Source organism: Bradyrhizobium sp. 172 (assembly GCF_023101065.1).
GTDB classification, from domain to species: domain Bacteria; phylum Pseudomonadota; class Alphaproteobacteria; order Rhizobiales; family Xanthobacteraceae; genus Bradyrhizobium; species Bradyrhizobium canariense_D.
This window is the reverse complement of record NZ_CP064701.1, coordinates 7670899-7692970: the sequence shown is the minus strand read 5'-3', so window position 1 is coordinate 7692970 and position 22072 is coordinate 7670899. Positions and strand designations below refer to the sequence as shown.

At 64.5% G+C, this 22072-nt stretch carries 21 protein-coding genes and 1 pseudogene; 17 read left to right on the top strand and 5 right to left on the bottom strand.

Translation table 11 applies throughout. From position 1 onward, the window contains the following. Window positions 1–67: 67 nt before the first annotated feature. Window positions 68–853 carry an IclR family transcriptional regulator C-terminal domain-containing protein gene (locus IVB07_RS36475; RefSeq protein ID WP_018456046.1) on the top strand — a complete coding sequence of 262 codons (786 nt, stop codon included), beginning with the start codon at window positions 68–70 and terminating at the stop codon, window positions 851–853. A 90-nt stretch (window positions 854–943) separates the two neighbouring features. Here the strand turns inward: IVB07_RS36475 and IVB07_RS36470 are convergent, their stop codons facing one another. Both IVB07_RS36470 and IVB07_RS36465 read right to left on the bottom strand, forming a co-directional pair. Continuing rightward, on the bottom strand, window positions 944–1336 hold the full coding sequence (locus IVB07_RS36470; RefSeq protein ID WP_247364241.1) for a group II truncated hemoglobin: 393 nt from the start codon (window positions 1334–1336) through the stop codon (window positions 944–946). A 12-nt stretch (window positions 1337–1348) separates the two neighbouring features. After that, window positions 1349–2269 (bottom strand): annotated as a pseudogene (locus IVB07_RS36465) (helix-turn-helix transcriptional regulator); the annotation flags it as partial. Window positions 2270–2409: 140 nt separating this feature from the next. On the opposite strand from IVB07_RS36465, the gene IVB07_RS36460 reads away from it, so the two are divergent. The 4 genes from IVB07_RS36460 (at window position 2410) to boxB (ending at window position 8146) form a co-directional block, all read left to right on the top strand. Beyond that, window positions 2410–3951: a benzoate-CoA ligase family protein gene (locus IVB07_RS36460; RefSeq protein ID WP_247295964.1), complete on the top strand. Its 1542-nt coding sequence runs from the start codon at window positions 2410–2412 to the stop codon at window positions 3949–3951. Window positions 3952–4003: 52 nt separating this feature from the next. Continuing rightward, window positions 4004–4825, top strand: coding sequence for an alpha/beta hydrolase (locus IVB07_RS36455; protein WP_018456050.1), 822 nt, complete (start codon window positions 4004–4006; stop codon window positions 4823–4825). 72 nt (window positions 4826–4897) lie between these two features. Beyond that, complete coding sequence (boxC, locus tag IVB07_RS36450) at window positions 4898–6586, top strand: 2,3-epoxybenzoyl-CoA dihydrolase (protein WP_247295966.1); 1689 nt, start codon at window positions 4898–4900, stop codon at window positions 6584–6586. 123 nt (window positions 6587–6709) lie between these two features. Next, the gene (gene boxB, locus IVB07_RS36445; RefSeq protein ID WP_026233075.1) at window positions 6710–8146 is read left to right on the top strand and encodes a benzoyl-CoA 2,3-epoxidase subunit BoxB; all 1437 of its coding nucleotides are present in this window, start codon (window positions 6710–6712) and stop codon (window positions 8144–8146) included. A gap of 110 nt (window positions 8147–8256) precedes the next feature. Here the strand turns inward: boxB and IVB07_RS36440 are convergent, their stop codons facing one another. Together IVB07_RS36440 and IVB07_RS36435 are read right to left on the bottom strand one after the other, a co-directional pair. Then, a complete protein-coding gene (locus tag IVB07_RS36440; protein WP_018456053.1) occupies window positions 8257–9057 on the bottom strand; it encodes an SDR family oxidoreductase in 801 nt (266 codons plus the stop codon). 124 nt (window positions 9058–9181) lie between these two features. Then, window positions 9182–10240 (bottom strand): polysaccharide deacetylase family protein, encoded by a 1059-nt coding sequence (locus IVB07_RS36435; RefSeq protein ID WP_018456054.1) that lies wholly within the window; start codon window positions 10238–10240, stop codon window positions 9182–9184. Between the two features lie 164 nt (window positions 10241–10404). On the opposite strand from IVB07_RS36435, the gene IVB07_RS36430 reads away from it, so the two are divergent. From IVB07_RS36430 to IVB07_RS36415, 4 genes are all read left to right on the top strand, one after another. Then, window positions 10405–11799, top strand: a complete 1395-nt coding sequence (locus IVB07_RS36430; protein WP_018456055.1) for an OmpA family protein — start codon at window positions 10405–10407, stop codon at window positions 11797–11799. Window positions 11800–11801: 2 nt separating this feature from the next. Further along, entirely contained in the window at window positions 11802–12098 is a 297-nt protein-coding gene (locus tag IVB07_RS36425) for a membrane protein (protein ID WP_018456056.1), read from the top strand. Between the two features lie 120 nt (window positions 12099–12218). Beyond that, window positions 12219–12809, top strand: a complete 591-nt coding sequence (locus tag IVB07_RS36420; protein WP_018456057.1) for a TetR/AcrR family transcriptional regulator — start codon at window positions 12219–12221, stop codon at window positions 12807–12809. Beyond that, window positions 12806–13738, top strand: a complete 933-nt coding sequence (locus tag IVB07_RS36415) for a haloalkane dehalogenase (protein ID WP_247767413.1) — start codon at window positions 12806–12808, stop codon at window positions 13736–13738. Before IVB07_RS36420 ends, IVB07_RS36415 begins: the two co-directional genes overlap by 4 nt. Before the next feature lie 27 nt (window positions 13739–13765). On the opposite strand, the gene IVB07_RS36410 is transcribed toward IVB07_RS36415, so the two are convergent. Then, window positions 13766–13915 carry a hypothetical protein gene (locus IVB07_RS36410; RefSeq protein ID WP_018456059.1) on the bottom strand — a complete coding sequence of 50 codons (150 nt, stop codon included), beginning with the start codon at window positions 13913–13915 and terminating at the stop codon, window positions 13766–13768. A 332-nt stretch (window positions 13916–14247) separates the two neighbouring features. On the opposite strand from IVB07_RS36410, the gene IVB07_RS36405 reads away from it, so the two are divergent. From IVB07_RS36405 to phoB, 8 genes are all read left to right on the top strand, one after another. Beyond that, window positions 14248–15303, top strand: coding sequence for a lysylphosphatidylglycerol synthase domain-containing protein (locus tag IVB07_RS36405; RefSeq protein ID WP_018456061.1), 1056 nt, complete (start codon window positions 14248–14250; stop codon window positions 15301–15303). A 33-nt stretch (window positions 15304–15336) separates the two neighbouring features. After that, window positions 15337–16629: an ATP-binding protein gene (locus tag IVB07_RS36400; RefSeq protein WP_247364213.1), complete on the top strand. Its 1293-nt coding sequence runs from the start codon at window positions 15337–15339 to the stop codon at window positions 16627–16629. A gap of 148 nt (window positions 16630–16777) precedes the next feature. Beyond that, window positions 16778–17791 carry a phosphate ABC transporter substrate-binding protein PstS gene (pstS, locus tag IVB07_RS36395; protein WP_026233076.1) on the top strand — a complete coding sequence of 338 codons (1014 nt, stop codon included), beginning with the start codon at window positions 16778–16780 and terminating at the stop codon, window positions 17789–17791. A 98-nt stretch (window positions 17792–17889) separates the two neighbouring features. Continuing rightward, window positions 17890–18879 (top strand): phosphate ABC transporter permease subunit PstC, encoded by a 990-nt coding sequence (gene pstC / locus IVB07_RS36390; protein WP_018456064.1) that lies wholly within the window; start codon window positions 17890–17892, stop codon window positions 18877–18879. Between the two features lie 4 nt (window positions 18880–18883). Next, on the top strand, window positions 18884–19729 hold the full coding sequence (pstA, locus tag IVB07_RS36385) for a phosphate ABC transporter permease PstA (protein WP_018456065.1): 846 nt from the start codon (window positions 18884–18886) through the stop codon (window positions 19727–19729). Continuing rightward, window positions 19726–20547, top strand: a complete 822-nt coding sequence (gene pstB / locus IVB07_RS36380) for a phosphate ABC transporter ATP-binding protein PstB (protein ID WP_018456066.1) — start codon at window positions 19726–19728, stop codon at window positions 20545–20547. Before pstA ends, pstB begins: the two co-directional genes overlap by 4 nt. A gap of 10 nt (window positions 20548–20557) precedes the next feature. Continuing rightward, entirely contained in the window at window positions 20558–21274 is a 717-nt protein-coding gene (gene phoU, locus IVB07_RS36375; RefSeq protein WP_018456067.1) for a phosphate signaling complex protein PhoU, read from the top strand. Between the two features lie 22 nt (window positions 21275–21296). Further along, window positions 21297–22004: a phosphate regulon transcriptional regulator PhoB gene (gene phoB, locus IVB07_RS36370; protein ID WP_007597871.1), complete on the top strand. Its 708-nt coding sequence runs from the start codon at window positions 21297–21299 to the stop codon at window positions 22002–22004. Window positions 22005–22072 lie beyond the last annotated feature (68 nt).

Genomic DNA, 22072 nt, shown 5'->3' with positions numbered 1-22072 from the left:
GAATGGGCGAATTATGGCATGCCTTGACGCGGCAGCAAGCACTATTTTGCACGAATGACCCGACACCATGCCCAAGCTGAAGCGAAGCGAGAGCGACGAACGCGCGACGGATTTCGTCGAGAGCCTCGATCGCGGGCTGCGCCTGCTGCAATGCTTCGGCATCACGGCCGGCCCGATGACGCTGAGCGATCTCGCCCGTGCCGCTGAGCTTCCCCGCGCCACCGCGCGGCGCATGCTGTTCACGCTCCAGCGCGGCGGCTTCGTCAGTGGCGACGGGAAGCTGTTCTCGCTGACGCCACATGTGCTGACACTCGCCGCGTCGTATCTGCGGTCGAGCCAACTCGTCACGGTCCTGCAACCGGTGCTCGACCGCGTCGCGACAGCGGCCAACGAAATCTCCTCGCTCGCGGTGCTCGACGGCGATGAGGTCGTGTTCATCGCGCGCAGCAGTCCGGCGCGGATGTTCTCGGGCGGATTGGAAATCGGCTACCGGCTTCCGGCCTTCTGCACTTCGGTCGGCCGCGCCATGCTCGGTCAACTCGACGATGCCGAGCTTGCTGCGCGCCTGACGGCGACGAAGCGCGAAGCGCTGACGCCGCAGACGGTAACCGATCCCAAGGTGCTGCTCGCGCGCACCGTCGCCGATCGCGCGCAGGGCTATTCGCTGGTGGACCGCGAGGCCGAGCCGCATTTCCGCTCGATCTCGGTCCCCGTCCGCCGCTACGACGGCGTGATCGTCGCCGCCATTAACATGGGCGCGCACGTCGATCGCGTGCCGGCGCAGGAATTGATCGAGCGATTTTTGCCGCTGTTGCGTGAGGGCGCGGAGGCGTTGCGGTCGCAACTCTTGTAGCCCGGGTGAGCGAAGCGATACCCGGGAAAGTCATCGTGAAGACCCGGATGTCGCTTCGCTCATCCGGGCTACGCGCCCGTGCAAAAATCACTAGCGGTTGCGCATCCAGTCGGCGAGGCCGGACAACGCCTTGTCGAGGTCCTGCCGCGCTGCGGCGTCCAAAACCGTCTCCTCCAGCGCACCGCGCATGCAGAGCATCCACGCGTCGCGCTCGGCATCGCCGATGGCAAAGCCGATGTGGCGCTGGCGCAGCCGCGGGTGGCCCTTCTCGACCGAATAGAGTTTCGGGCCGCCGGTCCATTCGGTGAGATAGCGCTTCAGCACATCCCTGATCAGGCCGAGGTCGTCCGCATGCATCGCGCGGATGATCTTCGCCTCCGGCAGCGTATCCATCCGGTCGTAGAAGCGATCGACCAGTCGATCGATCGTGGCGCTGCCGCCGATCCGCTCGAACATGGCGATTGCGACGTCGCTCTCGGTCATGGGAGTTCGGACCTACAGCGCGACGCTGCGCAGCCCGAAGCTGCGCGCTTCGTTCTGCAGCACCGGCCGGACCGCATCAACCAGGCGCGCCGCGGCGGCATCGACGGACAGCCCCGCCGTGTCGACCACCGCCGTCGCGCGCGCATATAGCGGCTCGCGGCTCAAGAGGATGTTGCGCAGCTCCGCCATCGCGGAGCGGTCGTCGGCCATCGGGCGCAAATCGCCCTGGCGGCGGACGCGGGCCATGTGCTCCTCGGGCTCGGCCTTCAGCCAGATCGTGTAGAACGACGACAGGATCTGGTCGAAGGTCAGAGGTTCGGAGACGATGCCGCCGCCGGTCGCCAGCACCATCAGCTCGTTGCGCGCGAGCAGCTGCTGCAGCGCCGCCTGCTCCATGCGGCGAAAGCCTTCCTGGCCGTAGAGCGCGATGATCTCGGCGACCGACAGCCCGTTCTGCTGCTCGATCTCCTTGTTGAGCTCGACAAAGCTCCAGCCGACCTTCTTCGCCAGCATCCGCCCAAGCGTCGATTTGCCGGCGCCGCGCAGGCCGATTAGCGCGATGCCGCAGAACGGCGCGCCCCGCGGCGCGGAGGCGCTGCCGCCTGCGAGCAGATCTTTTGCTTGTGCGACCTGCGCCGGCGTCGCCTTGCGCAGGAGATCGCGAAACATCTGCCAGTCCGGGGTCGGATCGGCCGAGGGAAGCAGGTCTTCGAGATGCGCGCCCATCGCGTCGGAGACGCGGCGCAGCAGCACGATGGAGACGTTGCCCTTGCCGCTTTCGAGCTGCGCGATGTAGCGCTCCGATATTCCTGATACCTTAGCGAGCACCTTGCGCGACATGCCGCGCAGCGCGCGCATGGTGCGCACGCGCTGGCCGAGCTGTTCGAGAAATCGGGATTCGGCGTCGGGACTGTCGGTCATGGACTGCGGATCATGGGCCTGCTTGAGCGGATGTCTTCTTTTAAAGAGGTCCTGCGGCGCGTATTAATGAAACATAGTGCCTGCTGGCATTGACAGCAAGCCGAGGCGGTGTCTTTCTATGAATTATAATTCTAAATTCAGGGGAGAAGTCCGTGAGCGAGGGATCCTATAACGCGGTGACCTGGCTGCTCGACCGGAACGTCGAGGAGGGACGCGGCAACAAGCTCGCCTTCGACGACACCGTCTCACGCCTCACCTATGGCGAGCTCCAGCGCGAAACGCGGCGCGCCGCCAACATGCTGCGCCGGCTCGGGGGCCGCCGCGAAGAGCGCGTGGCCATGATCATGCTGGATACGGTCGACTTCCCGATCGTGTTTCTGGGCGCGATCCGCGCCGGCATCGTGCCGGTGCCGCTCAACACGCTGCTGACATCAGATCAATACGCCTACATCCTCGCCGATTGCCGCGCGCGCGTGCTGTTCGTCTCGGAAGCGCTCTATCCCGTCATCAAGGACGTCGTCGGCCGCATGCCGGATCTGGAGCATGTCGTGGTCTCCGGCGCCAAACAGAACGGCCACAAGCAGCTCGCCGAGGAGATTGCGGACGAGAGCGATCAGTTCACCACCGCCGCCACCCATTCCGACGAACCGGCATTCTGGCTGTATTCCTCAGGTTCGACCGGCATGCCCAAGGGCGTGCGGCACATCCATTCGAACATGCAGGCGACCGCGGACACTTATGCGAAGCAGGTGCTCGGCATTCGCGAGAACGACGTTTGTCTTTCCGCGGCAAAGCTGTTCTTCGCATATGGCCTCGGCAATGCGTTGACCTTTCCGATGTCGGTCGGCGCCAGCGTGGTGCTCAACAGCGAACGGCCGACGCCCGCACGCATGTTCGACCTGATGAACCGCTACAATCCCTCGATCTTCTACGGCGTGCCGACCCTGTTCGCGGCGATGCTCAACGACGAAGCGATGAAGAGCGAGCGCGGCGGCAAGTCGCTCCGCATCTGCACCTCGGCCGGCGAGGCGCTCCCGGAGTCCGTCGGCAACAGCTGGAGGGCGCGCTTCGGCGTCGATATTCTCGACGGCGTCGGCTCGACCGAGCTGTTGCACATCTTCCTGTCGAACGCGCCCGGCGACATCAAATACGGCTCCTCCGGCAAACCGGTGCCCGGCTATGCGGTGCGGCTTGTCAACGAGGCCGGACAGGATGTCGCCGACGGCGAGGTCGGCGAGCTCCTGGTCGATGCGCCCTCCGCCGGCGAGGGGTACTGGAACCAGCGCCACAAGAGCCGCCGCACGTTCGAGGGGCCGTGGACCCGCACCGGCGACAAATATGTCAGGGATTCCGAGGGCCGCTATACCTTCTGCGGCCGCGCCGACGACATGTTCAAGGTCTCTGGCATCTGGGTCTCGCCCTTCGAGGTCGAGAGCGCGCTGATCACGCATCCCGCCGTGCTGGAAGCTGCCGTCGTGCCCGAAGCCGATCCGGAAGGTCTGCTGAAGCCCAAGGCCTTCGTCGTGCTGCGCCCCGGCGCGACGACGGCGGGCCTGCAGGAGATGCTTAAGGATCACGTCAAGCAGAAGATCGGCCCGTGGAAATATCCGCGCTGGATCGACGTGGTGGATTCCTTGCCGAAGACGGCGACGGGGAAGATCCAGCGGTTCAAGCTGCGGGACGGGGCGAATTGACAACAGGTCGTCATGGCCGGGCTTGACGACGGAGAGAGAAGAGCGACAGAGCATGACCAACCTCGCCCCCACCGGCTTCCTCAGCATCGGCGACGCCAGCCTCGAATACAAATGGCTGGCGCCGCAATCCGCCGATGCACCGACCATCGTCATGCTGCATGAAGGCCTCGGCTCGGTCGGGCTCTGGGGTGACTTCCCCGAGAAGCTGCGAGAGGCGACCTCCGCCGGCATCTTCGTCTATTCGCGCGCGGGCTACGGCCAGTCGAGCAAGGTCGCGCTGCCGCGGCCGCTCGACTACATGCAGCGCGAGGCACTCGACGTGCTGCCGAAGATCCTCGACGCGATCGGCTTCAGGCGTGGCCTGCTGCTCGGCCATTCCGACGGCGCGTCGATCGCGACGATCTATGCCGGCGCGCATCAGGATCATCGCCTGAACGGCCTCGTACTGATCGCGCCGCATTTCATCGTCGAGGACATCTCGGTGAAGTCGATTGCGGACATCAAGACGGCATTTGAGACCACCGACCTGAAGGCAAAGCTCGCGCGCTGGCACACGGACGTCGACAACGCCTTCTACGGCTGGAACGCCGCCTGGCTCGATCCCAAATTCCGCGACTGGGATATCTCGGAATATCTCGCTTATATCCGCGTTCCCGTCCTGATCCTTCAAGGCGTGGACGACCAATACGGGACGCTGCGTCAGGCCGAGATCGCGCAGCACGAATGCTATTGCCCGGTCGATTTGAAAGTCATGTCAGGCGCGGCGCATTCTCCGCATCGCGAAGCTCCGGGAGCGACGCTTCACGCGATTGAGCAATTTGCAGCAGCGGCCCTAGGAGAGGACATGCAACAAAATGCATGTATGGGCCGTTAAAGTCTAGACGCGCGCAACAATATGCATTATTGTGCATCTAACGGTAAACCAAGACGAACTCAAGGGTGGCCCATGGCCGAGGAAGATCGGCGCCTCGCAGGCGGCGCGACATTCATCGATTTCCAGACCGAGCCGTCCCGCTACCGGCACTGGAAGCTCGCGGTTGACGGTGACGTCGCCACCCTGACCATGGACGTCGACGAGAATGGCGGCCTGTTCGAGGGCTATCTGCTCAAGCTCAATTCCTACGATCTCGGCGTCGACATCGAGCTTGCCGACGCGGTCCAGCGCCTGCGCTTCGAGCACCCCGAGGTGAAGGTCGTGGTGATGCGCTCGGCCAAGAACCGCGTGTTCTGCGCCGGCGCCAACATCCGCATGCTCGCCGGCTCGACGCATGCCCACAAGGTCAATTTCTGCAAGTTCACCAACGAGACCCGCAACGGCATGGAAGACTCGTCGGAGAATTCCGGCCAGCGCTTTATCACCGTCGTGAACGGCTCGGCCGCCGGCGGCGGCTATGAGCTCGCGCTCGCCACCGACTACATCATGCTTGCCGATGACGGCGCGTCCGCCGTCGCCTTGCCCGAAGTGCCGCTGCTGGCGGTGCTGCCGGGCACCGGCGGCCTCACGCGTGTGGTCGACAAGCGCAAGGTGCGCCGCGATCACGCCGATTTCTTCTGCACCATCGAAGAAGGCGTGAAGGGCAAGCGCGCCGTGCAATGGCGCCTGGTCGACGAGATCGCGCCGAACAGCAAGCTCGAAGGCAAGGTTGCCGAGCGCGCCAGGGAATTCGCCCAGGCCTCGAAGCGCAAGGGCAGCGGCAAGGGCATCGCGCTGACGCCGCTCAAGCGCATCATCGATGAGACGAGCATCCGCTACGGCTTTGTCACCGTCGACGTCGACCGCGCCGCCCGCATCGCCACGATCTCGATCAAGGCGCCTGAAGCCGCGCCGCCCGCCGATATCGACGGGATGATGGCGCAGGGTGTCGCGTTCTGGCCGCTCCAGGTCGCGCGCGAACTCGACGACGCCATCCTGCATCTGCGTATCAACGAGCTCGAGATCGCGATGCTGGTGTTCAAGAGTCACGGCGACCGCGCCCATGTGCTCGCCTGCGACGCCTTCCTCGAAGCCAACAAGGCGCACTGGCTGGTCAACGAAATCAGGCACTACTGGAAGCGTGTCTTGAAGCGCATCGACGTCACCTCGCGCACGCTGGTGACGCTGGTCGAGCCCGGCTCCTGCTTCGCCGGCACGCTCGCCGAGCTCGTCTTCGCCGCCGACCGTTCCTACATGCTGATCGGCACGCGCCAGGGCGACAACCGCCCGCCGCCGTCGATCGAACTGTCAGCGATGAATTTTGGCCCGTATCCGATGAGCCATGGCCTGACGCGGCTTCAGTCGCGCTTCCAGGCCGATCCGTCCGATGTGGAACGCGCGGAAGCCACGACGGGCACCGCGCTGGACGCCGAGCAGGCCGAAGAGCTCGGTCTCGTCACCTTCGCACTCGACGACATCGACTGGGACGACGAGGTCCGCGTGTTCCTGGAGGAGCGCGCCAGCTTCTCGCCCGACAGCCTCACCGGCATGGAAGCCAACCTGCGCTTCGTCGGCCCCGAGACGATGGAATCGAAGATCTTCTCGCGCCTCACCGCGTGGCAGAACTGGATCTTCCAGCGCCCCAACGCGGTCGGCGAGGAAGGCGCGCTGCGCCGCTACGGCAGCGGCCAGAAGCCGAAATTCGATATGACGCGAGTGTAGAGCGCGAATGGAGAGTGGCGAATAGCGAATAGAGACGTCATTCGCCTCGCTATTCGCGATCCCACAATTCGATGCCCGCGATTTAATGAACTAGTCCCACACGGGAGGTCTTCCATGAACATCATGAACGTCGACTACTCGACCAAGATTCCGAACAACGTCAATTTGGCCGAAGACCGCCAGGTGCTCAAGGCGCTGGAAGGCTGGCATCCCGGCTACATGGACTGGTGGAAAGACATGGGGCCGGAAGGCTTCCAGGAATCGCTGGTGTACTTGCGCACCGCCTATTCGGTCGATCCGCGCGGCTGGGCCAAGTTCGACTATGTGCGGATGCCCGAGTATCGCTGGGGCATTCTCCTTGCTCCCCAGGAAGAGAACCGCGTCGTGCCGTTCGGCGAGCATTTTGGCGAGCCGGCCTGGCAGGAAGTCCCGGGCGAGTATCGCGCCATGCTGCGCCGTCTGATCGTGATCCAGGGCGACACCGAGCCCGCCTCCGTCGAGCAGCAGCGCCATCTCGGCAAGACCGCGCCCTCGCTGTACGACATGCGCAATCTGTTCCAGGTCAATGTCGAGGAAGGCCGTCACCTCTGGGCGATGGTGTACCTGCTGCAAAAGTACTTTGGTCGCGACGGACGTGAAGAGGCCGACGATTTGTTGCGCCGCCGCTCGGGCGACGCCGACTCGCCGCGCATGCTGGGCGCCTTCAACGAGGCGACGCCGGACTGGCTGTCCTTCTTCATGTTCACCTACTTCACCGACCGCGACGGCAAGATGCAGCTGCACTCGCTTGCGCAGTCCGGCTTCGATCCCCTGTCGCGCACCTGCCGCTTCATGCTGACGGAAGAAGCGCACCACATGTTCGTCGGCGAGACCGGCATCACCCGCGTCGTGCAGCGCACCTGCGATGCGATGCGCGAAGCCGGCATCACCGATCCCACCGACATCGCGAAGGTCCGCGCGCTCGGCGTGATCGACCTGCCGACCATTCAGAAGAAGCTGAACCTGCACTATACGCTGTCGCTCGATCTGTTTGGCTCGGAAGTCTCGACCAACGCGGCGAACGCCTTCAACACCGGCATCAAGGGTCGCTATCACGAGACCCAGATCGACGACGATCATCAGCTCAAGAACGCCACCTATCCGGTGCTGAAGTTCATCGACGGTGAGATCAAGCTCGTCGACGAGCCGGCGCTGACCGCGCTCAACATGCGCCTGCGCGACGATTACAGCCAGGATTGCGTCAAGGGCATGCTGCGCTGGAACAAGGTGATCTCGACCGCGGGCTACCAGTTTCAGCTCAAGCTGCCCAACGTCGCCTTCCACCGCCATATCGGCGAGTTCAAGGGCATCCACGCGACGCCCGACGGCATTTTGATCGACGATGCCACCTGGGCGAAGCGCAAGGACGAATGGCTGCCCTCGACCGCGGACGGCGACTTCATCACCTCGCTGATGCAGCCCGTCACCGAGACCGGCCAGTTCGCCTCCTGGATCTCACCGCCGAAAGTCGGCATCGACAACAAGCCCGGCGATTTCGAATATGTGAGGATCGAGTCGTAAGGGCCGCCAGCGAGGCGCGACGGCCGCGCTACATACTCACCTGTCGTCCCGGCGAAGGCCGGGACTACACCGGAGTGTGAGGTGAGGGCGTCGTGCTGACGCGCCCCCGCCTACCCCGCGATCTCCAGCCCCGCGTTCGCGTACACCACGCCGCCATCCACCGCGATGGTGTTGCCGACCACGTAGTCACCCGCGCGCGAGGCGAGATAGATCGCCACGCCGGCCATGTCCTCGTCGGTTCCGATCCGCCGCGCCGGAATGCGCTTGGCGACCTCGTCCGAATGGTCGCGCGCAGCCCGGTTCATGTCGGACTTGAACGCGCCGGGCGCGATCGCGGTGACGTTGACGTTGTCCTTGATCAGTTTCGTCGCCATGCGCCGCGTCAAATGGATCACCGCGGCCTTGCTCGCGGCATAGGAGTAGGTCTCGCCGGGATTGACGAAAATGCCGTCAACCGAGGCGATGTTGATGACCTTGGCGGGCCGCTCATGCGAAGCCGCCGCGCGCAGCGGCTTGGCCAGCGCCTTGGTCAGGAAGAACAGCGACTTGACGTTGAGGTCCATCACCTTGTCCCAGCCGCTTTCGGGGAATTCGTCGAACTCCGCGCCCCAGGCAGCCCCTGCATTGTTGACGAGGATGTTGAGCTTCGGCTCCAGCTTGATGATTTCGCGAGCGAGCCTGTCGCAGCCGTCGACGGTCGAGATGTCGATCGGCAGCGCGATGCACTCACCGTCATATCGGCCTGACAGCTCTCTCGCGGTGGCCTCGCAAGGTCCTGCCTTGCGCGCGGTGATGTAGACCTTCGCGGCTCCCGCGCTGAGAAATCCCGCCGCGATCATCTTGCCGATGCCGCGCGAACCACCGGTCACCAGCGCGACGCGGCCTTTGAGCGAGAACAGATCGTTGAACATGGTGCCTCCCTTGGTGTTTGGCGACGTTTTGAGCGGGGTAGGGAGGGGAGTCAAGGAAAGTGCCGCATCGTCGTCCTGGCTTTCGCCATGCGACGTCCGAGTTCGGGCAGCCAAGACGGAGAGATTAAGCCGCCGCGATCCTGCGGAAGCCGTTCCACATCGCGGTCGCGGCGCCCGAGGTCAGCACCGGCAGAATCCGCGTGTCCTGGTAATTGCCGTTGAGCGAGACCCGTGGCAGCGCCGTCATGCGGCCGGCGTCTTCGGCGAACAGCATGCCGGGCCGCGTCGTCACCGCGGTCTTGAAGCCGGCGGATGCAGCGAGCACGAATTCACGCTCGCCCGCCGCCTCGCGATCGCCATAGGGATAGGCCAGATGTTGAACGTTGCGGCCGAGCGCCTGCTCGATCCGCGCGCGGCTCACGGCCATCTCCTGCGTGGCGATCGCTTCGCTTTGCTTGGCGAGATTGCAATGGCTGACGGAATGCGCGCCGATCGTGACCAGGGGATCGGCGGCAAATGTCTTCACCTCGTCCCAGGACAGGCAGAGGCTGCGGCACAGCGCGGCCATGTCGACGCCGTACTTCGTGCAGAGCGCCTCGATCTCGCGCTTGAGATCGTGCTCGCCGGGCAGTGCGCGCAACCAGTCGTGCAGGCGATCGAACGCCACCTGCTTGGCGGCTGGCGTCGTCGCATCGAGCCGCAGCGCGGCATTGCCGATCGTCACCTCGATCTGCTCGGTCTTGGCGATCACGGCCTCCAGCGCCTCCCACCACAGCCGGCCCGTCCCCTCCGCGAAATCGCTGGCGACATAGACCGCCAAGGGCGCGTCAAATTCGCGCAGAACCGGCAGCGCAAAATCGAGATTGTCGCGATAGCCATCGTCGAGCGTGAAGGCGGCGAAGCGGCGGTCGAACCGGCGCCGCACCAGCCGCTCGTGCAGCTCGTCCATGCTGACGATGTCGATCTCGCGCGCGCGCAGGTGGCGCAGTGTGGCACGCAGGAATTCGGGGGTGACTTCGAGATGCCGGTTCGGCTGGAACGCCGCGCCGCGGGCCGGCCGCACGTGATGCAGCATGAATATGGCGCCGACGCCCGACAAAAGCGGACGCAACAGGTGGTGGGCGCCGCTGAAATAGAGTGCTTCCAGCCCGGCGCGGATGACGTTGTTACGGAGTTGTTTCATGACCCGCTGGCGGACTTTGGCATTCCGCTTTCAACTTACGGAAGAACCCTTGAAGAAAAAGTTATTCCAATTGTCCAGGCCCGGCCTTCGGAAGGGCGTCATTTCCGGTTTGACAGCCTGCCAAGGGTTTGTTTTGTCTCCGGTTCCAGAGTTCGGGTCGTCGAATGCACAAGCTTTTCAGGTGGGCCAGCAAATGGTGGCCGGGGCTGATCCCCTTGGCCGTCATGTGGGGATTTGCGGCCTGGAATAACACTTTGCCGGTCGAGGCGGACCTTTCCGCCCGCAGCTCGGCGGCGCTAAAGGATACCGTTCTGGACAAGACCCGGATCGCGGTGGATGGCCGCGACGTCAGCCTGGCTGCGGACGCGTTTTCTGAGGAGGGGCGCCGCGACGCTGTTGTGGCGGTCGAGACCGTCCCCGGCGTGCGCCTGGTCGACGACCGGACCCGCCTCGTGCCCGAGGCAAAGCCCTTCGTCTGGAACGCCGAGCGCGACGTGGTGCGGGTGACGCTGTCAGGCTCCGCGCCCCTGCCGTCGATGAAGGGCCGCCTGACCGAGGCGGCCCGCAAGGAGGTCGGCGGCACCGAGGTGGCCGATCAGATGGGTTTGGCCCGCGGCGCACCGCCGCGGTTCGAGGCGGCTGCGATGCTGCTGCTCGACCAGATCGGCAAGCTCAAGGACGGCAAGATCACGATCACAGACACCAAAGTCACTCTGTCAGGGATGGCGCGCGATCTCGGCGGCCGCGAAGCGGTCGCAGCGGCCCTTAAAAACCTGCCCGAGGGCTTTTCGATCGCCGCCAACGATGTCAAGGCGCCGCCTTACGTGTTCCAGGCTTACAAGGATCCGGTGGCCGCGACGGTGACGCTGACCGGCTATGTTCCCGACAACAATGTCCACGCGGCCATCGCCACCAGCGCGTCGCGGAAATTCTTCAACGAAAAGGTTGTCGACAATCTCAAGGCCAGCGTCGGCGCGCCCGGCTCCTTCAGCCCCGCCGTGGTCGCAGCGCTCGGCGCGCTGTCGCGACTGTCGACCGGCACGCTCGTCGTGTCCGACCGCGAGGTGAAGCTGTCGGGCGATGCGCTCTATGAAGGTGCCGCCAACGACATCCGCGCAGGCCTCGGCAAGGATTTTCCGAAAAACTGGCAGTACAAGCCGGAAATCACGGTGAAACCCGCGGCCGGGCCGGTCGACGGCACCGTGTGCCAGCAATTGTTCTCCGAGCTCTTGGCCAAGGCCAAGATTCGCTTCGGGGCGAAGCGCGCCGAGATCGATCCGGATTCCGCCGGCATTCTTGATCATCTGATCGAGACGGCATTGCGATGTCCCACCACCAATATCGAGGTCGCCGGGCATACCGATGCCGACGGCGAGGATTCCTTCAACCAGGCACTGTCGGAGAAGCGCGCGAAGGCGGTGATCGACTACCTGGTCAAGGCCGGCTTGCCTGGCAACCGGTTCACCGCGGTCGGCTACGGCAGCACGCAGCCCGTCGCCGGCAATGACAGCGAAGACGCCAAGGCGCAGAACCGCCGCATCGAATTTCTGGTGAGGTGACGATGCCCTATCTCGTCTCGTTCCATCTGGGCTGGCTGATCGGCTCGCTGCTGCTCGGCTTCTGCATGGGCTGGATCTCGGTGGTCCAACGCGGCAACGGCACCTCGAAGGTGACCGCGCGCTGGCTCGCCGTGCTTGTTGCCGGCCTGGTCGCGGCCTCGTTCGCGCATGTGGTCCCCGGTCGCTTCGGCTACTGGCTCGACCTCGGCCTGGTCATGTTCGCCTGCTACCTCGTCGGCGGCGGCATCGGCGCCTGGCTGCGCGACCGTGTGGTCGCGCGCAGCATGCCACCGGCCTGAGCGGCTGAGCTGAGAGGCAAACGCGCGCCCGCTATCGCGCTCATCAACTTGCGCTGCCATCAGATTTCCAGGGCGACAAAGCGCGCTTGACAATAATACGTACGTACGTATTATAACGCCATGCCCAAGCCCTCGCTCAAAGACGCCATTCTCGACGCCGGCCTGAAGGTCATGTTTCGGACCGGCTATCACGGCACCAGCGTGCGCGACGTCACCACTGCTGCGGGCGCGCCGCAGGGGTCCTTCACCAATCATTTCCGCTCCAAGGAAGCGTTCGCCTCCGAGGTGCTCGACCGCTACTTCGAGATCACAAGGGGGCTGGTCGCCGAGGCGCTCGACGACACCTCGCTGACCCCGCGGGCTCGGCTGAAGCGCTACCTGGACATCATCATTGGCCGGCTCGAAGCGGACGGCTACGGCCGCGGCTGTCTGATCGGCGATCTCAGTCTGGAGGCGACCGGCAGCAGCGAGATGCTGCGCGCGCGCCTTGCGGCCATCTTTGCTGAATGGCGCATGCCGTTCGCCGCCTGCATCAGGGATGCCCAAACCAGCGGCGAGATCGCATCCGATTTCGAGCCCGAGGAGCTCGCAGACTTCCTGCTCGCGTCCTGGCAGGGCGCGATCCTGCGCATGAAGGTCGACCGCAATCCCAAAGCGCTCGAACGTTTCAAGAGCATCGCATTCCAAACCGTGTTCAAGGAGCTGACATGACCAAGCAGATCGACATCAAGCTTCGCAAAGCGTCCGTCCTCGGAAGCGGCATGGCCTATCGTGAGGCAGGCGCGCAGAACGCGCCGGTCGCGCTCTTCCTGCACGGCAATCCGACGTCCTCGCACATCTGGCGCAACATCATGCCCCTGGTGTCACCGGTCGCGCATTGCCTCGCGCCCGACAACATCGGCTTCGGTCAGTCCGGCAAGCCCAACATCGCCTATCGCTTCTTCGACCACGTCCGCTATCTCGATGCCTTCATCGAACAGCGCGGCATTACGTCGGCCTATCTGGTCGCGCAGGATTGGGGCACGGCGCTCGCATTTCATCTTGCGGCGCGCCGGCCGGATTTCGTGCGCGGCCTTGCCTTCATGGAATTCATTCGTCCGATGCCGACCTGGCAGGACTTCCACGACACCGAGGTTGCCGCAGAGCAGGAGCATGCCGAGGCGGCGCGGGCGGCCTTCCGTAAATTCAGGACGCCGGGCGAGGGCGAGGCGATGATCCTCGAGGCGAATGCCTTCGTCGAGCGCGTGCTACCCGGCGGCATGGTCCGCAAGCTCAGCGATGACGAGATGGCGCCCTATCGCGCGCCGTTTCCAACACCAGAGAGCCGCCGGCCCGTTCTTGCACTTCCGCGCGAACTGCCGATCGCAGGCGAGCCCGCTGACGTTTATCAGGCTCTGCAGTCCGCGCATGCAGCGCTGGCCGCGTCGTTCTATCCAAAGTTCCTGTTCACCGGCGAGCCCGGAGCTCTGGTCTCACCGGAATTTGCCGAACGGTTTGCAGCCTCCCTGAAGCACTGCGCGCTGGTTCGTCTCGGCGCCGGCCTGCATTTCCTCCAGGAGGATCACCCCGAGGCGATCGGGCGCTCCGTCGCCGGCTGGATCGCGGGCATCGAGGCAGTGCGCCCGCAGCTTGCGGCCTGAGCAGAACGCTACCTCCGAACGACGTGCTCATCGCGGCCGCTGGCGGGCGGCCGCAATGACGTCTGTGATGTCGCAGTGCAACCGGATGATCGAGCGCGAGCCGTCGGCCACGTAATCGTGCGCGCCGCAGCGGCCGCGCGCGGCGCGACCCTCTTTCAACAGCGAAATCCCGCCCATAGATTGATTTCGACTTAAGCCGTGACGGAACATTGTACGGCCGAAATCATCAAAACTTCATGGCGTCTGCGCCAGGATGGCCATGGAGATTCGCGTCAGGCTTGCCGCCGAAAGCGCCAAACCGTGCATCAGGAGCCCGCAACCTGCCTAAAACCTTGAAGCCACGACTTTTTGTTCGAATTGTCGAATTCCACTCCGCCCCAAAACGCGCTAGTGGAGGGGCAGGGGGCATGCGCGATGCCGGAGCCGCCGGCGAGGATTCGTCGGGTGCCTGCGTGTCGTCCGCCTGTTCGCCGGCCACCCTGGCCGCTGAAGCGTTGTTCGAGGTTTAGATGCTGGAAGCCATACGCAGGGCGATGTCGTTTCTGCGCCAGAAGCAAATCCTGCATAAGCTTGGAGTTGTGATCAGCGTCGCGGTCATCGGCATCGCTTGCTATGTGCTCTACCACATGCTGCGCGGCATCGATGTCAACGAAGTCCTCGAAGCGATCAAGAGCACCGAGCCGAGCCAGATCGCGATGGCGGCGCTGTTCGTCGCTGCGGGCTATTTCACGCTGACCTTCTACGACCTGTTCGCCGTGCGCGCGATCGGCCATCCCCACGTGCCCTATCGGATTAACGCGCTCGCTGCCTTCACCAGCTATTCGATCGGCCACAATGTCGGCGCCAGCGTCTTCACCGGCGGCGCGGTGCGCTACCGCATCTATTCCGCCTATGGCCTGAACGCGATCGACGTCGCAAAGATCTGCTTCCTCGCCGGCCTGACCTTCTGGCTCGGCAATGCCGCGGTGCTGGGCCTCGGCATCTCCTATCATCCGGAAGCCGCGGCCTCGATCGACATGCTTCCGCCCTGGCTGAACCGGATGCTGGCGATGATGATCATCGTCGGACTGGTCGCTTACGTGGTCTGGGTCTGGACCCAGCCGCGCATGGTCGGCCGCGGGCCCTGGACCGTGATGCTGCCGGGCGGCCCGCTGACGCTGCTCCAGATCGCGATCGGCATCATCGATCTCGGCTTCTGCGCGCTCGCGATGTACGTGCTGGTCCCTGACGAGCCCAATCTCGGTTTCGTGGTGGTCGCGGTGATCTTCGTCTCGGCCACGCTGCTCGGCTTTGCCAGCCATTCGCCCGGAGGCCTTGGCGTGTTCGACGCGGCGATGCTGGTCGGGCTCTGGCAGATGGACCGCGAGGAGCTGCTGGGCGGGATGCTGCTGTTCCGCGTCCTCTATTATCTGTCCCCTTTTGTCATATCTGTAATCTTGCTGACGTTTCGCGAAGTTATCATCGGCGCACGATCGAAGCGCCTGCAGCAGGCTGCGCTCAAGCTCGACCCCGGCCCCGCGCCTGAAGCCGCTTACGTGAGAAAGCGCAGCGACAGCGGCGCCTGACCGGCGCAAGGCCTTTTGGAGAAGCCCGCCCCGATGGCGATCGACGCCCCAACTTCTCCCTCCTCCCCGCCCTGGTCCGACCGGCTGCGGCACTCGACCGTCATCCTGATCGCCGCGGCGCTCGCGCTATCCGTGGTGGTCTCGCTGGGGGAATTATCGGCGCTGCATGCGATTGCGGTGTTCCTCTGCATCGCGGCCGCAGCGCTGATCCCGTGGCGCCTGCACGATACCGCCGCCTCGCGCGAAGAGACCCGCCGCGTCAACCCGGTCGAGAGCGCGGCGGTCGCCGCAGTGGTCGCCGGCATGCCCGATCCCGCGGTGCTGCTCGACCGCGCCGGCCGCGTCATCCATCTCAACGCCGCAGCCGCCCAGCTCGCGCCGGCACTGCGCCGGAATGAGCTCGCCCAGTTCGCGCTGCGCTCGCCCGAGATCATCACGGCGCTGCGCGAGTCGATCGCGACCACCGAGCCGCGGCGCGCGACCTATCTCGACCATGTCCCGGTCGATCGCTGGATGGAGCTGACCATCACGCCGGTGCCGGTGCCGACCACCTTTGGCGGCGCCGACAAATGCATGCTGATGACCTTTCACGACCAGACGCCGCTGCGCCGGGTCGAGGAAATGCGGGCCGATTTCGTCGCCAATGCCAGCCACGAGCTGCGCACGCCGCTGGCCGCGCTGTCCGGCTTCATCGACACGCTCCAGGGCCAGGCCAAGGACGATCCCAAGGCGCGCGAGCGCTTCCTCGGCATCATGCACAACCAAGCCACCCGGATGGCGCGCCTGATCGACGATCTCTTGTCGCTGTCGCGGGTGGAGCTGTCGGCCCATGTGCGGCCCGACACCCTGGTCGACCTGCTGCCGATCATCTTGCAGGTCGCCGATGGGCTCGAGCCGCTGGCGCGGGAACGCCAGGTCGAGGTCGAGACCCAGCTGCCCGAGACCCCGGTGCTGATCGCGGGGGACCGCGAGGAGTTGCTCCGCCTGTTCGAGAATTTGATCGAGAACGCGCTCAAATACGGCGCCTCCGGTGGACGCATTATCGTGTCGCTGATATCAGGCGCGGCCCCTGATGGAACTCAGGAAATCCGGGTGCTGGTCCGGGATTTCGGCCCCGGCATCGCGCCGGAGCACCTGCCGCGGCTGACCGAGCGCTTCTACCGGGTCGATGTCGGCGACAGCCGCTCGCAGGGCGGCACCGGCCTGGGATTGTCGCTGGTGAAACATATTCTTAACCGTCATCGCGGCCGGCTTTTGATCGAAAGCGTGCCCAAACAGGGCGCCACTTTCACCGCCTGTTTTCCCCAGGCAAGCCTGCGGCTCTGAGCTAAATTCCAGCGATTTCAGCTGCTTAACACTGTCATCCGACTGTCACCAAACCTTCGTAAAAGCTCAGCTGTCCGCTCCTAAAGGGGCGGCACGGGGAGCGCGATCGGGCGCGGATGGCGCTTCGCTCCCCTGTATGGAGACCAGCATGAATTTCCTCAAAACACTCGTCGCTGCTGGCATTGTCGCCGCATCGACGACGGCGGCCTTTGCTGCCGACATCACCGGAGCCGGCGCGACGTTCCCGTTCCCGATCTATTCCAAATGGGCCGACGCCTACAAGAAGGAGACCGGCAACGGTCTGAACTACCAGTCGATCGGCTCCGGCGGCGGCATTAAGCAGATCCAGGCCAAGACCGTGACCTTCGGCGCCAGCGATGCGCCGCTCAAGGCCGAGCAGCTCGAGAAGGACGGCCTCGTCCAGTGGCCGATGGTGATGGGTGCCATCGTGCCCGTCGTCAACATCGAGGGCGTGAAGCCCGGTGAACTGGTGTTCGACGGCGAGACGCTGGCCAGCATCTATCTCGGCAAGATCACCAAATGGGACGACGCCGCGATCAAGAAGCTCAACCCGAACGTGAAGCTGCCCTCGGAGGCCATCACCGTGGTCCGCCGTTCGGACGGTTCGGGCACCACCTTCAACTTCACCAACTACCTCGCCAAGGCCAGCGCGGATTGGAAGAGCAAGGTCGGTGAGGGTACCGCGGTCGAGTGGCCGGTCGGCGTCGGCGCCAAGGGCAATGAAGGCGTGTCCGGCAACATCAGCCAGACCAAGAACTCGATTGGCTATGTCGAGTACGCCTATGCCAAGCAGAACAAGCTGACCTACACCGGTCTCATCAACAAGGCCGGCAAGCCTGTGCAGCCCACCGTCGAAGCCTTCCAGGCGGCCGCCTCCAACGCCGACTGGGCCAAGGCTCCCGGCTACTACGTCATCCTGACCGACCAGCCCGGCGAGAAATCCTGGCCGATCACGGCGGCGACCTTCATCCTCATGCACAAGGACGCCACCGACAAGGCGGCCTCGCAGGAAGCCATCAAGTTCTTCCGCTGGGCCTTCAAGAGCGGCGGCAAGGCGGCTGAAGAGCTCGACTACATCCCGATGCCGGATCCGGTCGTTCAGCTGATCGAGAAGACCTGGGCTGCCGACATCAAGAGCTAGGTTCGCGACGCTCGTGCCCCGGATGCGCTGCGCTGCATCCGGGGCACGGACCAACAAAAAACGTATACTATTTGGTACAGGGGATCGGCGTGGCAGAGATGGCCGTTCAGAGCGATGTAATCGACGACGCCGGACCGTATGACCGCGCCAAGGCCTTGAGCGCGTTCAAGCTCGGCGACGTTACCTTCTACTGGATTACGCGGCTCTCCGCGATCTCGGTGCTTCTGATCCTCGGCGGCATCATCATTTCGCTGATCGTCGGCGCTTTCCCGGCGATGAAAGAATACGGCGTCTCCTTCCTGTGGACGCAGCGCTGGGCGCCCTCCGCAGATCCGCCGGTGCTCGGCGCGCTCGGGCCGATGTACGGCACGCTCGTCACCTCCTTCATCGCGATGCTGATCGCCATTCCCGTGGGTCTCGGCATTGCGATCTTCCTCACCGAGCTCTGCCCGCAATGGCTGCGCCGCCCGATCGGCATGGCAATCGAGCTGCTCGCCGGTATTCCCTCGATCATCTACGGCATGTGGGGCTTCTTCGTGTTGGGTCCGTTCCTGGCCAACACGTTCCAGCCCTTCATGATCAAGATCTTCGACGGCGTTCCCGTGCTGGGCGCGATCTTCGCAGGTCCCCCGTCCTATCTCAGCCTGTTCAATGCCGCGCTGATCCTTGCCATCATGGTGCTGCCCTTCATCACCTCGATCTCGGTCGACGTGTTCAAGACGGTGCCTCCGGTCCTGAAGGAAGCCGCCTACGGCGTCGGCTGCACCACATGGGAAGTCGTCCGCAGCGTGGTGATCCCCTACACCCGGGTCGGCGTCATCGGCGGCATCATGCTGGCGCTGGGCCGCGCGCTCGGCGAGACCATGGCGGTGACCTTCATCATCGGCAACTCGTTCCGGATCTCGTCATCGATCTTTGCGCCGGGCACCACGATCTCGGCGGCGATCGCATCCGAGTTCGCCGAGAGCGACGGCCTGCACCAATCCGGCCTGATCCTGCTCGGCCTCCTGCTGTTCGTTCTGACCTTCTTCGTGCTCGCAGCGGCGCGGCTGATGCTGATGCGGCTGGAAAAGAAGGCGGGGAATTAGCGCCATGAATCCGATCTATTCACGCCGACGCCGCAAGGACATCGTCGTCCGCGGGCTCTGCATCGCCGCAACCGCCTTCGGCGTCACCTGGCTCGCGCTGATCCTGATCACGCTGCTCTACAACGGGCTGGCGGGACTCAATGTCCAGCTGTTCACCGAGAACACGCCGCCACCGGGATCGAACGAGGGCGGTCTGCTCAACGCCATCGTCGGCTCGCTGATCATGACCGTGATCGGCGTCGGCATCGGCGCGCCGCTCGGTATGTTCGCCGGCACCTATCTCGCCGAATACGGCCGCAATGACCGGCTGACCTCGGTGATCCGCTTCATCAACGACATCCTGCTCTCGGCGCCCTCGATCATCATCGGCCTGTTCATCTACGGCGCCGTGGTGGTGCCGATGCGCGGCTTCTCGGCGATCGCAGGCTCGCTCGCCCTCGCGGTCATCGTGATCCCGGTGGTGCTGCGCACGACCGAGGACATGCTGCTGCTGGTGCCGAACGCGTTGCGCGAGGCGGCCTCGGCGCTCGGCCTGCCGCGTTCGCTGGTGATCAAGCGGATCGCTTATCGTGCTGCCCGATCGGGTCTCATCACCGGCGTGCTGCTCGCGACCGCTCGCGTCGCCGGTGAAACCGCGCCGCTGCTGTTCACCGCGCTATCGAACCAGTTCTTCAGCCTCGGCCTGAACAAGACGATGGCGAACCTGCCTGTGACCATCAACAACTTCGTGCAGAGCCCCTATGCCTATTGGAAGCAGTTGGCCTGGAGCGGGGCGCTGCTCATCACCCTGACCGTTCTTGCCCTTAATATTTTCGCGCGCATCCTTGGCGCCGAGAGGACCGCAAAATGAGTGATCTTTCCGTGTCGATGAGCGCGTCCGGTGGACTGCCGCACGCGGCGGTGCTGCCCGAGGCGCCCCCCAAGGTGACCGTGCGTAACCTGGACTTCTATTACGGCGAGCACCATGCGCTGAAGAACATCAACCTGACGCTCGGCGCCAACCGCGTTACGGCGTTCATCGGTCCGTCGGGCTGCGGCAAGTCGACCCTGCTGCGCATCTTCAACCGGATGTACGACCTCTATCCCGGCCAGCGCGCCACCGGTCAGCTCATGCTCGATCAGACCAACATTCTCGACCCCAGGCTGGACCTCAATTTGCTGCGCGCCCGCGTCGGCATGGTGTTCCAGAAGCCGACGCCGTTCCCGATGACGATCTACGAGAACATCGCGTTCGGCATCCGTCTCTATGAGAAGATCTCGAAGTCCGAGATGGACGGCCGCGTCGAGAAGGCGCTGCGCGGCGGCGCGCTGTGGAACGAGGTCAAGGACAAGCTCAACGCCTCCGGCCTGTCGCTCTCCGGCGGCCAGCAGCAGCGCCTCTGCATCGCCCGCACCGTCGCGGTGCGGCCCGAGGTGATCCTGTTCGACGAACCCTGTTCGGCGCTCGACCCGATCTCGACCGCCAAGGTCGAGGAGCTGATCCAGGAGCTGTCCGAGGATTACACGATCGCTATCGTCACCCACAACATGCAACAGGCGGCGCGCGTCTCCGACAAGACCGCCTTCATGTATCTCGGCGAGCTGATAGAGTTCGACGACACCAGCAAGATCTTCACGTCGCCGTCAGATCGGCGCACGCAGGATTACATCACCGGCCGGTTCGGCTAGGAGACGCGACATGGGTTCTGAACATACCGCAAAGGCTTTCGACACCGACCTCCAGGAACTCACTCGCCTGGTCGCCGAGATGGGCGGCATCGCCGAGCGCATGATCGTCGAGTCCGTCGACGCGCTGATCCGCCGCGACGTCCCGCTCGGCCAGCGCGTCGTCGCCATCGACACCGAGCTCGACGCGCTGCAGAAGCGCATCGAGGAGCGTGCGGTGCTCACCATCGCCCGCCGCCAGCCGATGGCGGTCGATCTGCGCGAGATCGTCGGCGCCATGCGCGTCGCGACCGATCTCGAGCGCATCGGCGACCTCGCCAAGAACATGGGCAAGCGCGTCGCGGCGCTGGAGACGGACTTCCATCCGCTCAAGCTGTTCCGCGGCCTCGAGCACATGACCGACCTCGTGCAGCAGCAGGTCAAGTCGGTGCTGGACGCCTATGCCGCGCATGATTTGCCGGCGGCGATGGCGGTGTGGAAGGGCGACGAGGAAGTCGACGCCATCTGCACCTCGCTGTTCCGCGAACTCCTCACCTACATGATGGAGGATCCGCGCAATATCTCGTTCTGCATCCATCTGATGTTCTGCGCCAAGAACATCGAGCGGATCGGCGACCACGCCACCAATATCGCCGAGACCGTGTTCTACATGATCGAGGGCCAGGCGATCACCGACAAGCGGCCGAAGGGCGACATGACGACCTTTGCCAACACGGTACCGAACACCTGAAGACTTAAGGAGCGACGACCCGATGGGCGCACGCATTATGGTGGTTGAGGACGAGGAAGCCCTGACCGAGCTTCTCCGCTACAACCTCGAAGGCGACGGCTATGACGTCGAGACGGTGATGCGCGGCGACGACGCCGACACCCGCCTCAAGGAGCACATCCCCGATCTGATCGTGCTCGACTGGATGCTGCCGGGCCTGTCAGGCATCGAATTGTGCCGGCGGCTTCGCACCCGTCCCGAGACCAAGCAGCTCCCGATCATCATGCTCACCGCGCGCGGCGAGGAGAGCGAGCGGGTGCGGGGTCTTGCGACCGGCGCCGACGATTACATCGTCAAGCCGTTCTCGGTGCCGGAGCTGCTGGCGCGCGTGAAAGGCCTGCTGCGGCGCGCGAGCCCGGAGCGCCTCGCCACCGTCCTTGCTTTTGGCGACATCGAGCTCGACCGTGACAAGCGCCGCGTGGCGCGCTCGGGCCGGCCGATCGATCTCGGTCCGACCGAATATCGCCTGCTGGAGTTCTTCCTGGAGCATCCGGGACGGGTGTTCTCGCGCGAGCAGCTGCTCGACAGCGTCTGGGGCCGCGACATCTATATCGACGAGCGCACCGTCGACGTGCATATCGGCCGCCTGCGCAAGCTGCTCAATCTCGGCCGCGAGCAGGACCCGATCCGCACCGTCCGCGGCGCCGGCTACGCGCTGGATGATCGCTTCGCGAAGGCGGAGCAGGTGTAGGGTTGCAGGCTTGTTTGTTGGCGAGCTGTCCCTGCATTCTCAGCCGTCGTCCCGGACAAGCGAGCGAA